The 13,413-nt window shown below is 30.2% G+C and carries 15 protein-coding genes; all 15 read left to right on the forward strand.

The window, feature by feature from the left end; all coding sequences use genetic code 11:
- The first annotated feature begins 18 nt into the window (after positions 1-18).
- The 15 genes from FMAG_RS02240 (at position 19) to FMAG_RS02310 (ending at position 13,404) form a co-directional block, all read left to right on the forward strand.
- Entirely contained in the window at positions 19-1,917 is a 1,899-nt protein-coding gene (locus tag FMAG_RS02240) for a ribonuclease J (RefSeq protein WP_005883654.1), read from the forward strand.
- 29 nt (positions 1,918-1,946) lie between these two features.
- A complete protein-coding gene (gene yhbY / locus FMAG_RS02245; RefSeq protein ID WP_005883656.1) occupies positions 1,947-2,252 on the forward strand; it encodes a ribosome assembly RNA-binding protein YhbY in 306 nt (101 codons plus the stop codon).
- 22 nt (positions 2,253-2,274) lie between these two features.
- Complete coding sequence (locus tag FMAG_RS02250) at positions 2,275-2,760, forward strand: divergent PAP2 family protein (protein ID WP_005883658.1); 486 nt, start codon at positions 2,275-2,277, stop codon at positions 2,758-2,760.
- Between the two features lie 5 nt (positions 2,761-2,765).
- The gene (gene dxs / locus FMAG_RS02255; RefSeq protein WP_005883660.1) at positions 2,766-4,589 is read left to right on the forward strand and encodes a 1-deoxy-D-xylulose-5-phosphate synthase; all 1,824 of its coding nucleotides are present in this window, start codon (positions 2,766-2,768) and stop codon (positions 4,587-4,589) included.
- Positions 4,573-5,397: an HD domain-containing protein gene (locus FMAG_RS02260; RefSeq protein ID WP_005883662.1), complete on the forward strand. Its 825-nt coding sequence runs from the start codon at positions 4,573-4,575 to the stop codon at positions 5,395-5,397. Before dxs ends, FMAG_RS02260 begins: the two co-directional genes overlap by 17 nt.
- 8 nt (positions 5,398-5,405) lie before the next feature.
- Positions 5,406-6,215, forward strand: a complete 810-nt coding sequence (locus FMAG_RS02265) for a TlyA family RNA methyltransferase (RefSeq protein WP_005883664.1) — start codon at positions 5,406-5,408, stop codon at positions 6,213-6,215.
- Complete coding sequence (locus FMAG_RS02270) at positions 6,212-7,522, forward strand: S41 family peptidase (RefSeq protein WP_005883666.1); 1,311 nt, start codon at positions 6,212-6,214, stop codon at positions 7,520-7,522. Before FMAG_RS02265 ends, FMAG_RS02270 begins: the two co-directional genes overlap by 4 nt.
- 12 nt (positions 7,523-7,534) lie before the next feature.
- Positions 7,535-8,200, forward strand: a complete 666-nt coding sequence (gene rsmI / locus FMAG_RS02275; protein WP_005883668.1) for a 16S rRNA (cytidine(1402)-2'-O)-methyltransferase — start codon at positions 7,535-7,537, stop codon at positions 8,198-8,200.
- Positions 8,201-8,215: 15 nt separating this feature from the next.
- The gene (ylqF, locus tag FMAG_RS02280; RefSeq protein ID WP_005883670.1) at positions 8,216-9,079 is read left to right on the forward strand and encodes a ribosome biogenesis GTPase YlqF; all 864 of its coding nucleotides are present in this window, start codon (positions 8,216-8,218) and stop codon (positions 9,077-9,079) included.
- Between the two features lie 13 nt (positions 9,080-9,092).
- Positions 9,093-9,914 (forward strand): NAD+ synthase, encoded by an 822-nt coding sequence (locus tag FMAG_RS02285; RefSeq protein WP_005883671.1) that lies wholly within the window; start codon positions 9,093-9,095, stop codon positions 9,912-9,914.
- Between the two features lie 41 nt (positions 9,915-9,955).
- A complete protein-coding gene (locus FMAG_RS02290; RefSeq protein WP_005883673.1) occupies positions 9,956-10,315 on the forward strand; it encodes a hypothetical protein in 360 nt (119 codons plus the stop codon).
- 135 nt (positions 10,316-10,450) lie between these two features.
- A complete protein-coding gene (locus FMAG_RS02295) occupies positions 10,451-10,798 on the forward strand; it encodes an Hpt domain-containing protein (RefSeq protein WP_005883675.1) in 348 nt (115 codons plus the stop codon).
- A gap of 123 nt (positions 10,799-10,921) precedes the next feature.
- Complete coding sequence (locus tag FMAG_RS02300) at positions 10,922-11,737, forward strand: 5'-methylthioadenosine/S-adenosylhomocysteine nucleosidase family protein (protein WP_005883677.1); 816 nt, start codon at positions 10,922-10,924, stop codon at positions 11,735-11,737.
- Positions 11,734-12,390, forward strand: a complete 657-nt coding sequence (locus tag FMAG_RS02305) for a suppressor of fused domain protein (protein WP_005883679.1) — start codon at positions 11,734-11,736, stop codon at positions 12,388-12,390. Before FMAG_RS02300 ends, FMAG_RS02305 begins: the two co-directional genes overlap by 4 nt.
- Positions 12,391-12,408: 18 nt before the next feature.
- On the forward strand, positions 12,409-13,404 hold the full coding sequence (locus FMAG_RS02310) for an SPL family radical SAM protein (RefSeq protein WP_005883682.1): 996 nt from the start codon (positions 12,409-12,411) through the stop codon (positions 13,402-13,404).
- The last annotated feature ends 9 nt before the right edge of the window (positions 13,405-13,413 follow it).

A 13,413-nucleotide genomic window follows, 5' to 3' on the forward strand; every position in this document is an offset into this window, starting at 1 on the left:
TAGAAAAAAGGAGAGAAGATGTTAAGAACAGAAAAAGGTAGTATAAGTCAAGAAAAAAGAAAAAGATTAGAGAGAAAATTTAAGTTAGAAAGTAGTAATACAGGAGTAGATGGCATAAAAGAAAAAATAAAAGCTATCAAAGAAGGAATAAAAGAGTTAAAAACTGAAAAGGTAAAAAAAGCTACAGGTAAAGTAGCAAAGGAAGTAGCTACTAATATTGTAGTAGAAACAAAAGAAGCTAAAGCACAAAAAGAGGAAAAAATGTATGTAATACCTCTTGGAGGAATGGAAGAAGTAGGGAAAAATAGTACAGTAGTCCAATATAGAGATGAAATAATCATTATTGATTCTGGGGTTATATTTCCGGATGAAAATCTTTTAGGAATAGATTTAGTTATTCCAGATTTTAGCTTTTTAGAAAATAATAAAGATAAGATAAAGGGATTATTTGTAACTCACGGACATGAAGATCATATAGGATCTATTCCTTATCTTTATCAAAAAATTGATAAATCAGTTCCAATGTTTGGAGGAAAACTTACATTAGCATTAGCTAAATCAAAATTTGAAAATGGTTTTACAAAAGATATACCTAAGATGAAAGAGGTAAAGGGTAGAACTAAAATAAAAGTAGGAAAATATTTTACTGTTGAGTTTATTAAAATAACTCACTCAATAACAGATGCATATTCTCTTTTAGTAACTACTCCAGCTGGAACAGTATTTCATACAGGAGATTTTAAGATAGATTTAACTCCAGTAGATGGAGAGGGAGTAGATTTTGCAAGATTATCACAGATAGGAGAGCAGGGAGTAGATTTAATGTTATCTGATTCTACTAACTCAGAAGTAGAAGGGTTTACTCCATCTGAGAGAAGTGTAGGAGAAGCTTTTAAGGTAGAGTTTTCTAAAGCTAAGGGAAGAATAATAGTTGCTGCCTTTGCTTCACATGTGCATAGACTTCAGCAGATAGTAAATGTTGCACAAGAGTATGGAAGAAAGATTGCAATAGATGGAAGAAGTTTAGTTAAGGTATTTGAGATTGCTGGAAGTTTAGGATATCTAAAGGTACCTAATGATATGATGGTACCACTATCGGAAGTAGATACTTTAAAGGATAATAAAGTTGTAATTCTTTGTACAGGGACACAAGGAGAACCTATGGCTGCTTTATCAAGAATAGCTAAAAATATGCATAAACATATAAAAATAAAAGAGGGGGATACAGTAATTATCTCAGCTACACCTATTCCAGGAAATGAGAGAGCAGTATCTAATAATATAAATAATCTGTTAAAATATGATGCTGAGGTTGTATTTAAAAAAATAGCTGGAATACATGTATCAGGGCATGGAAGTAAAGAGGAGCAGAAGCTTATGCTAAATCTTATTAAGCCAAAATATTTTATGCCAGTACATGGAGAGCATAAGATGTTAAAGGCTCATCAAGATACAGCAATGGAAACAGGTATTCCTAAGAATAATATAATTATAGCTCAAAATGGTAGTAAGATAGAAGTTACAAAATCGGGAGCTAAGATAAAAGGAAAAGTAAATGCTGGGTGTACATTAGTGGATGGACTTGGAGTAGGAGATATAGGAAATATAGTACTAAAAGATAGACAACAACTATCACAAGATGGAGTTGTAGTAATAGTATTTACTTTAGATAAAGAAACAGGAAAAATAGTAGCAGGACCAGATATTGTAACAAGAGGATTTGTATATTCTAAAGAGTCAGATGATATAATCAAAGAAGCAATAGAGAATATTAAAGAAAAAATAGATGATACATCTAACTATTATTCGAAAGATTGGGGATTATTAAAGAATACTACAAGGGATATTGCTGCTAAGTTTTTCTATAATAAGACAAAAAGAAATCCAATGATTTTACCAATAATAATGGAAGTATAATAAATAAAGAAATATAGAAGGAGACAAAAATGGAATTAACAAGTAAAAGAAGAGCATATCTAAGAAAGAAGGCACATGATTTAGATGCACTAGTAAGAATAGGAAAAGAAGGAGTAACTGACAACTTAATTCAAAGTATATTAGATGCTATTGAGTCAAGAGAATTAATAAAAGTAAAAATACTTCAAAATTGTGAAGAGGAAAAAATGGAAATAATGGAGCAACTTTCTCAATGCAAAGAGTTTGAAGTAGTAGGAATAATAGGAAGAACTATTATACTTTTCAAAGAGAATAAGGATAAGCCTGTAATCTCTTTAGAATTAAAAAGTATTTAAGTAATAGAAAGGGGAGAGAGCTATGAGTCGTGGAATAATTTTTGGTAATAGAATACTAGATATAGTTTTTATAGCTTGGTTTATAGCTCAATTTTATAAAGTTTTAACAACTATTTTTTCAGATGGTAAGCTGAATATAAGAAGGATGTGGGAAACAGGTGGTATGCCTAGTTCTCATAGTTCTACTGTATCTTGCTTGACTACATGTATAGGGATTCGCCATGGGATAAGCAGTGATATATTTGCTATAGCAATAATTCTTTCTGGAATAGTGATGTATGATGCTACTGGAATAAGGAGAGCAGCTGGAAAGCAGGCTGGAGTAATTAATCAATTTGTAGAAAAAATACCTCTTATGTTAGGAGAGAAGAGATATGAAAAATATTTTGGAAAAGAGAAAAGTGAAAAGCTAAAGGAACTTTTAGGTCATACACCTTTTGAAGTATTAGTAGGGTGTATATTAGGAATAGGTGTAGGTTTAATTTTTACTGATTATTTACAGGGGTAGAGTAGATGAAAAATATACATAGTATGAGTATTGAAGAGATAAATAAAAAAGCAAAAGAGGTAAGAGAAACTTTAATAGAAACAGTAAGTAAAAATGGTGGGCATCTATCTTCTAATCTTGGAATAGTAGAACTGACACTGTGCCTACATAATGTATTTGACTTTTCCAAAGATAGATTACTATTTGATGTTGGTCACCAATCTTATGTTCACAAGTTACTTACTGGAAGAGATAAGAAGTTTTCTACTCTTAGGCAAAGAGGAGGAATAGGTCCTTTTACAGATCCTAAAGAGAGTAGTGCAGATCCATTTATCTCAGGACATGCTGGAACTGCACTTTCGGCAGGAGCAGGGATAGCTATGGCTTCTCCAGAGAAAAAAGTGGTAGTAGTGATAGGAGATGCATCTATATCTAATGGTCACTCTTTAGAAGCTCTTAATAATATAGGTGGAAATAAATTAAAAAATATGATAGTAATCTTAAATGATAATGAGATGTCTATTGGAAAAAATGTAGGTTCACTTTCAAGATTTTTTGGAAAATTTATGGTAAGTGAAAAATACATGAGTTTAAGAGATGATATAAAGGGAATAATAAAAAAAATAAAGGCTAATAAAGTTTCTAATACTTTAGAAAGAATGGAGTTCTCATTAAAAAATTTTTTCTTACCTCTAAGCATGTTAGAAAGTTTAGGGTTTAAATTTTTTGGAGTATTAGATGGACATAATCCTGAAGAGTTATTGTCAACTTTAAATAAAATAAAAAATATGGAAGGACCTATATTTATACATGTTAAGACTCAAAAAGGAAAAGGTTATAGTTATGCAGAACAGGATAAGGAAAAATTTCATGGAATCTCTCCTTTTGATATGAAAACAGGAAATACTAATTCAACTGTAAAAACTTATTCGAGTATATTTGGAAGTGAGATAGTAAAATTAGGAGAAGAGGATAATGATATCTATGTAATATGTTCTGGTATGGTAAAAGGGACAGGACTTGGAGAGTTTTTCAAAAAGTTTCCAACAAGAGCAATAGATACAGGTATAGCTGAAGGGCATGCTGTAACTTTTGCTGGGGGACTTGCTACTCAAGGGAAAAAGCCATATGTAGCCATATATTCTACATTTTTACAAAGAGCATATAGCCAACTTATACATGATATCTCTTTACAAAACTTATCTGTAAGATTTATAGTGGATAGAGCAGGAATTGTAGGAGAAGATGGGAAGACTCATAATGGACTTTATGATTTATCAATATTTTTAACTATTCCTAATTATACAGTACTAGCACCAGCAACATCAAAAGAGTTAGTAGAGATGTTGGAATTTTCTAAAGATTTCCAAGAAGGACCACTTATGATAAGAATACCAAGAGAAGTGGAATATAATATAGATAAAGCTAAAAAATTTGAGTTTGGAAAATGGCATGAGATAAAAAAAGGAAAGAAGAATCTTTTTATAGCAACAGGAAGTATGCTAAAAGAGATATTAGATATAGAGGATAGATTGAAAGCTAGAGGAATAGAGGGAACAATAGTCAATGCTTCTACTCTAAAACCATTAGATGAAAAATATCTTTTAGATTGTGTAAAAGAGTATGAAAATATATTTGTTTTGGAAGAAGCCTATGAGAAAAATTCTTTTGGAAGCAGTATAATGGAATTTTACAATGAAAGAGATATAGATGTTAGAATTAGAAAAATAGCTCTAAAAGAGGGAGCTATTCCTCATGGAAAAAGAAGTGAGCTTTTAGAAGAGTTTGGTTTGAGAGGCGAAAATTTAATAAAAAGAATTGAGGAAAAAATAGATGCAGGAAAAAAATAGGAGAGCACTTGGTTTTATAACCTCTCTATTAGAGTTAGAGATGGTACAGGATTTAGAACTTTTTGATGACCAAGGAGTAAAGGTTTCTACTCATACATATGATGTTTTAAAAATCTCAATAGATGAGCTAAAAAGAGATTATAGAACATTTTTAGAAGCAAAGGAGAGAGTGGATTTTTTTGCTTTGACAGTAGGAATTATAATACATGATTTGAGTAAGGGAAGTATAAGAAAGATGGAAGAGAAGTATTCTCATTCTCAAATGATGTTAAAAAAACCAGAATATATAACAAAAGAAACTGAAAAAGTTTTAAAAGAGATAGAGGAAAAAGTAGGAGCAGAACTAAAGGAGAATATTAAGAAAAATATCATTCATATAGTTCTATCTCATCATGGGAAATGGGGAAAAATTCAACCTAATAGTAAAGAGGCTCATATTGTTCATAGGGCTGATATGTATTCAGCTAAGTATCATAGAATTAACCCTATTGGTGCAGATAAGATATTGGATCTTATGGCTAAAGGAGTCCAATTAGACGATATTCCAGATAAGTTAAATTGTACTCAAGGAGTAATAAAGGATAGATTAAAAAGAGCAAAACAGGAGTTGAAAGTAAAAACTACTAAACAGCTTTTAAATTACTATAAGAAAAATAAAAAAATCCCAATAGGGGATAATTTCTTTATTCAAAGAGTGAGAGAAACTGAAAAGTTAAAGAGAGTAGTAGATAAAAAGGGATTTAAAAATATTATGTTAGAAAGTCCGCTACTACCATATATGATAGATGAGGAGATATTTAAAATCTGAGGTGTACAATGAAAGAAAGGTTAGATGTTCTACTAGTAAAAAGAGGTTTTTTTCCAGATAAAGAAAAGGCTCAAAGAGCTATTATGGCTGGACTTGTAATAGTAGATGAGAAAAAAATAGACAAGAGTGGAACTATGATAAAACTAGATAAAGAGCCTAATATAAGGATAAAGGGAGATTCTTTAAAGTATGTAAGTCGTGGAGGATTGAAATTAGAAAAGGCTGTATCAGTTTTTAATATAGATTTTAGTGGGAAAAAAGTATTAGATGTAGGAGCATCAACTGGAGGATTTACAGATTGTGCCTTACAAAATGGAGCTGAATTTGTATATTCAGTAGATGTAGGAACAAATCAGTTAGATTGGAAATTAAGAAATAATCCTCAAGTAAAATCTTTAGAAAATATGCATATAAAGGATTTGACTTTAGAGGATATTGATAATAATAAAGTTGATTATATAGTTATGGATGTTTCATTTATCTCTATAAAAAAGATAATTGGAGATTTAGTTAAATTTTTTAAACCAGAAACAAAGCTTATGGCTCTTATAAAACCACAATTTGAAGTGGAGAAAGAACATATAGCAAAAGGTGGAATTGTAAAAGATGATACTAGACATATAGAGGTAATAAAAGATATAATAGAGTATGGAAAAAAAGAGGGACTTTATTTAGAAGGTTTAGATTTTTCTCCTATTACAGGAACAAAAGGAAATGTAGAATATATCTCTCTTTTCGGAAAAGATTCTTCTAAGGAAATATATATAAGTATAGAAGAGATAGTAGAGAAGGGTAGAAGTTTAGGAGGTACAATATGAGAGGGCTACTTAAAAATAAATTAGTAATAGTAATTCTATCAGCTTTAATATTTACTAATTGTTTTGGAAAAGAAGAGGTTAAAGCAACTAATAAAGCTAGCGAAGAGTCAACAGGATTTTTATCTAATATTAGACAGCTTAAAGAGTTGTCAGATATAATGGATGTCATCAATCAAAATTATGTGGGAGATAAAGAGGTAGATAGAAAATCTCTTATGCAAGGAGCTTTAAAAGGAATGATAGAATCTTTAGGAGACCCACACTCTAACTATTTTACAAAGGAACAGTTAGAAAATTTTCAAGAGGATATTAAGGGAAAATATGTAGGAGTAGGAATGGTAGTTCAAAAAAGAGTAAATGAACCATTAGTAGTAGTTTCTCCTATTGAAGATGGACCAGGATATAAGGCTGGAATGAAACCTAAGGATAAAATTATAGCAATAGATGGAGTATCTACATATAATCTTACTAGTGAAGAGGCAGTAGAGAAATTAAAAGGAAAAGAGAATACAAAGGTAAAAGTTACTGTTGTAAGAGATGGAATAAAAGACCCTAAAGAGGTAGAGATAACAAGAGCAGTTGTAGAATTAAAATATGTAAAGAGTAAGATGGTAGATGATAAAAATAAAATAGGATACTTAAGACTTACTCAATTTGGTGAAAATGTATATCCAGATGTAGCAAAAGCATTGGAAGGATTACAAAAGCAAGGAATGAAAGCTCTTATATTTGACTTAAGAAGTAATCCTGGTGGAGCTTTAGATCAAGCTATAAAAATTTCTTCTATGTTCTTAAAAGAGGGAAAAGTTGTAAGTGTAAAATCTAAAGATGGAGAGGAACAAATTTCTAATAGAGAGGGAAAATATTATGGAGATTTTCCATTAGTAATACTTATTAATGGAGGAAGTGCTTCAGCCTCTGAAATTGTTTCTGGAGCTATTAAGGATAATAAAAGAGGAATACTTGTAGGAGAGAAGAGTTTTGGAAAAGGAAGTGTACAAACTCTAGTTACTCTACCTGATGGAGATGGAATAAAGCTAACAATAGCTAAGTATTATACACCTAGTGGAGTATGTATCCATGGAGTAGGAATAGAGCCAGATGTTAAGGTAGAGGAAAAAAATGGATATATGCTATTTGATAGTGTGGTTACTAATATAGATGAAGAGGGAACAAAGGAAAATAAAAAAGAGCTAATCAAAGAGGTAGTAGGAGAGAAAGAGGCAAAAGAGTTTGAAAATCATCAAGATATTCAACTAGATACTGCTATTGGAATTTTAAAAGGAATACTACTAGAAAATAAATAGGAGAGAAGAGATATGTTATACATAGTGGCAACACCTATTGGAAATCTTGAGGATATGACTTTGAGAGGAATTCGTATTTTAAAAGAGGTAAACTACATATTTGCTGAGGATACAAGAGTTACAAAAAAATTATTAAATCATTTTGAGATAGAGAATACTGTATATAGATATGATGAGTTTACAAAGATGCACCAGATAGCTAATATAATCAATCTTTTAAAAGAGGGAAAGGATATAGCATTAGTTACTGATGCAGGAACACCTTGTATATCTGATCCTGGATATGAGTTGGTAGATGAGGCTCATAAAGAGGGGATAAAAGTAGTGCCAATTCCTGGAGCAAGTGCTCTTACAGCTTCAGCTTCTGTAGCTGGACTTAGTATGAGAAGATTTTGTTTTGAGGGATTTTTACCTAAGAAAAAAGGAAGACAAACTCTATTAAAATCTTTAGCTGAGGAGGAGAGGACAATAGTTATATATGAATCTCCATTTAGAATAGAGAAAACTTTAAGGGATATAGAGCAATTTATAGGAGTAAGAGAGGTAGTAATTATCAGAGAGATTACTAAGATATATGAAGAGATAATGAGAGGAACTACTACCGAACTTATAGAGAGATTGGCTAAAAATCCTATCAAAGGAGAGATTGTTCTTCTGATTAAAGGTTTAGAGGATTAAGAGGAGAGTTAAGTTATGTCAATGACAAAAATCAACTGGTATCCTGGACATATGAAAAAAACAAAGGACTTAATAAAGGATAATATGCAACTGATAGATATAGTTCTTGAAGTAGTAGATGCAAGAATACCTTTATCAAGTAAAAATCCAGATATTACAGTTTTTGCAAAAAATAAGAAAAGAGTAATTGTTTTAAATAAGTCAGACCTTGTAGATAAAAAGGAGCTAGCTTATTGGAAAAAATATTTTAAAGAGAATAATTTTGCTGATGAAGTATTGGAGATAAGTGCTGAAACAGGATTTAATATAAAAGGACTATATTCAATAATAGATAAGGTATCAGCAGAGAAAAAAGAGAAGATGATGGCTAAAGGTCTTAGAAAAGTAAATACAAGACTTATGGTTGTAGGAATACCAAATGTTGGAAAATCTAGACTTATCAATAGAATTGTTGGAAAAAATAGTGCTGGGGTAGGAAATAAACCTGGATTTACTAAGGGAAAACAATGGGTAAGAATAAAAGAAGGATTAGAGCTTTTAGATATGCCTGGAATACTTTGGCCAAAGTTTGAAAGTGAAGAGGTAGGACAAAATTTAGCTATTACAGGAGCTATAAGAGATGAGATACTACCAATAGAGGAGATAGCTGGAATATTAATTTCTAAAATGATAAGATATGAGATGTGGGATGTACTGAAAGAGAGATATAAACTTTTAGATGAGGATAAGAGTGAAATAATGGGAGAAATCTTAGAAAAAATAGCTCTTAGATGTAAAATGTTTAATAAAGGTGAGAGTCTAAATGTACAACAAGCAGCTTATACAGTACTTAGAGATTATAGAGGTTGTAGAATTGGAAAATTTGGACTAGATAGATAGTTGTGGAGGAGTTATGGAAAAGCTGAATGTAGATTTAAGTGTTTTAGAGGAGATACTTGTAAATTTTTTAAGAGAGGAAGCTGGAAAAGTAGGATTTAAAAAAGTAGTACTTGGTCTTTCTGGAGGAATAGACTCAGCTCTAGTAGCTTTTTTAGCAGCAAAAGCTTTTGGACCAGAAAATGTACTAGGAATAATGATGCCATATAAGACATCTAGTAAAGAGAGTGTAGAACATGCTAAACTTGTGATAGAAAAAACTGGAATAAGAAGTAAGTTAGTAGAAATCACTCCAATGGTAGATGCTTACTTTGCTATGAATCCAGATATGAGTAGCTTAAGAAAAGGGAATAAGATGGCAAGAGAGAGAATGTCAATACTGTTTGACCATTCAGCAGCAGAGAATGCTCTTGTGCTAGGAACTTCCAATAAAACAGAGTTATTACTAGGATATGGAACACAGTTTGGAGATTCTGCATCAGCTATTAATGCCATAGGAGATTTATATAAAACTCATGTATGGGATTTATCAAGACATATGGGAGTACCAAATGAGCTTATAGATAAAAAACCAAGTGCAGATCTTTGGGAAGGACAAACTGATGAGCAAGAGTTAGGTTATTCATATAGAATGGCAGATGAAATCTTATATAGATATGTAGAAGAGAGAAAGACAATAGATGAGATAGTGAAAGAGGGATATCCCCAAGAAGTAGTTGAAAAAATTATTAAAAGAACTAAAATTATGCAATATAAAAGAGTTATGCCTGTAATTGCGAAGGTTTTCTCAAGAGGAATAGGAACAGGATTTAGATATCCAAGAGATTGGGGAGTATAAAAAGAGTTGAAAATAGATTAAGATAAGGGGTTGAAATTTATATGGAAAGAGATGAGCACTTAAGACAGGAGTTAGATGAGTTTAAAAAGGAAAAAGAGAGAATAAGAAATATTGTAGGAGAGATAGGAGGAAAAAATAATAAACAACATAAGATAGTGAGCTTAATATTTGTTTTATTAATAGGAGTACTTTTAATCTTAGGTGTTGTTTTACAAAAAATTACTTTATTTCTTACATTGGAGATAGTAGCTCTTTTAGGAGTATTCAAACTTATTTGGATGGCTTATGAAACACAAAGAGCAAGTCACTTTCAATTTTGGATACTTAATTCGTTAGAGTTTAGATTAAATGAGATAGACAGAAGAGTTAAAAAAATTGAAAAAATGTTAAAAGAGGAATAAAAAATAAAGAGGAGTCTATTATAATTAAAAATTATGAGAACTCCTCTTTTATTATTCTGTATATTTAGTAGAATTAGAGATTGATAAAAAAATATAAATAATATATACTATAGATAGAGAATAGGAGGGAGAGAGATGGAATTAAAAGATTTAAAAAATGTAATAGATATAGATATTGATGGAAGTTTAGCTAGATTTGGAAATATGGAAAGTTTTTATATCAAATTTTTAAAAAAATTTATAGATGATAAAAGTTTTATAAATTTAAAAGAGGCTTTAGAAAATAATAATATAGATAAAATAGGAGAGGAAGCTCATACTCTAAAAGGTGTAGCTGGAAATTTAGGACTCAATAAGGTATATCAATATTCAGTGGAGTTAATGAGATTAGCAAAGGAAAACAATCTTGCAGAGATAAAAGAAATAGTAGAAAAATTAGAAGAGGAGATAGAAAAAGTAATATCAGCTCTAAAAAATTTATAGAATTTCAAATAAAAGAGAGAATAGTAGTAACAACTAAAAATCCTCTCTTTTTATTTTCTTTAAGTTTATTTGACGAATATTAATCAATGAGCTATACTCTTATTGAATAAAAAAGGAGAGAAGATGATATATATTTCAGTAGCTTTAGGAATAGAAGCAAAACCTATTATAAAGTATTTTAATTTGAAGAGAGATAATAGTATAAAAAAATTACAAGTTTTTAAAAATGAGAGAGTTACCTTGATAATAACAGGAGTAGGAATTTTAAAAAGTGCAATAGCATTGACATATATTCTCTCCCAAAGTGAGATAGATGAAGATGATATATTTTTAAATATTGGAATTTGTGGAGCTAAGAGTGAAAAATATAGTATAGGGGATATAGTCCTATGTAATAAAATAATAAATTCAGAGTTGGAGAAAAGTTATTATCCAGATATGGTGTTTAATCATTCCTTTAAGGAAGGAAGCCTAGAGAGCTTTAATACCCCTGTATATTGTGGAGATGAGGTTGTAGGAGATTTAGTAGATATGGAAGGGGCAGGACTCTTTGAAGCTACTACATATTTTTTTCAAAGTTACCAACTAAATTTTATAAAGATAGTATCTGATTATTTAGACAGAGAGGTAGAGCAAAACCAGGTGGAAGAGTTAATTTTAAAATCTCTTCCTCAAATAGATAGTTGGTTGATAGAAAGAGAAAAATTTAAAGTAGAAAAGGAGATAGATTTCTCTTTAGAAGAAAAATATTTGATAGAGGAACTTATAAAAAAAGCTAGATTTACAGCAACTATGGAAAATGAATTAAAAAATTTGTTACTTTATTATAAATTACAAGGAAAAAATACAAATAGAATTTTAGAAAAATATAGAGATGTAGAGATAAAAGATAAGAGAGATAGTAAAAAAATCTTAGAGGAGATTAAGGAGATAAGATGAAAGAGAATAATGAATTTGAGATAATTGATACAGCTGGTTTTGATGCAATAGAAAAAAGATTTAAAAAACTTTATCCTAAACAGGAGGAGATACATTTCCACGCTCAAGTTTCATCAAGATTAGGTGGAGATGACCCTCTTGATGGAATAAGTATATTTAGAGGAGATGGATATTATCACTTTGTAACTTTTGGTTTTAGTGAACTCTATGAAAAAGAGAGTGATGATATGGAGTATAGTGGATATGGTTTTGAGCTTACATTTAAATTGAAGATGACAGAGGAACAGAAAAAGAGAAAGAAAAGAGACTTTGATATAAAGGACAGAGAGCTAAAAAATATCTGTTCCATATTACAAGAGTTAGCTAGATATGTATTTGAAACAGGAGAGATATTCCAGCCTAATGAGTATATTTGGACAGGGCAAAAAGAGGGAATAGATTCTAATAAAAAATCTAAGATAACAGGTTTTGTAACAACTCTTGATATGGCAGGGGAGATATCTACACCTAATGGTAAAGTACAATTTGTAGAGTTAGTAGGTGCTACTGATAATGAATTAAAAAATATAGATAGTAATAAATTAAAAATAGAAGAGTTATTAAAAAAATTGAAAACTGATATTACAGATTATAATAGAAAGAGTATTATATAGAAAGGATAATTTTAATAGATGAATTTATTAAATAGAAGTTTTTCTCACATATATATTGAAAAGGAAGCAAAGCAATATGAAGAAAGTAAGAAAATCATTGAACGATTTCCAAACTCTCAAATAGTAGAGATAGATGATTATAAGGAGATTTTTTCTAAAAATAATCAAAATTTTTCACTACAAAAAAGGACACCTAAACTAATATTAGCAGTGAAAAAGGAAAATTATCTCTATGAGGGAGCAAAGGTGTGTGAAAGTTTTGGAAATGAGAATTTTTATTACTCATCATCTATTTTAAACTGTATATATGATTGCGAATACTGCTATCTTCAAGGGGTATACTCTTCTGGAAATATAGTTATTTTTGTAAATCTAGAAGATATGTTTCAAGAGATAGAGAGAATATTAAAAGAGAAATCTATGTATATCTGTATTTCTTATGATACGGACTTGATAGCTCTTGAAGAGGTAACAGGCTTTGTAAAGAGATGGTATGACTTTGTAGCTAAGTATAAAAATCTCAAAATAGAGTTACGTACTAAAAGTGCAAGTATAAAGATATTTAAAGATCTAAAACCTAATCCTAATTTTATAATAGCGTGGACAATATCTCCTAAGAGATTTGCTCAAGAGCATGAGAGAGGTGCTGCTCCTTTTGAGTTAAGAGTAAAATCAGCTAAAATTTTAATAGATAGTGGTTGGACTGTAAGAATCTGTTTTGATCCTATGATAAAGGTAGAAAATTTTTATGAAATCTATGGTGAGATGGTAAGGGAAACTTTTAAAGAGATAGATAGTAAAAAAATTTTAGATGTAAGTATTGGAACATTTAGAATATCTAAAGAGTATATGAAGAGAATGAAAAATAATAGGAAAAACTCATTGATATTGAATTATCCTTTTCAATGTCAAGATGGGGTATACAGTTATCCGTTAGATGAAAATAGTAAGATGTTAGAGTATATGAAAAACTTAATATTGGAATATGTGGAAGAAAGCAAAATATTTATATAGAGGAGAGAA

This window comes from Fusobacterium mortiferum ATCC 9817 (assembly GCF_000158195.2).
Taxonomy (GTDB): Bacteria; Fusobacteriota; Fusobacteriia; order Fusobacteriales; family Fusobacteriaceae; genus Fusobacterium_A; species Fusobacterium_A mortiferum.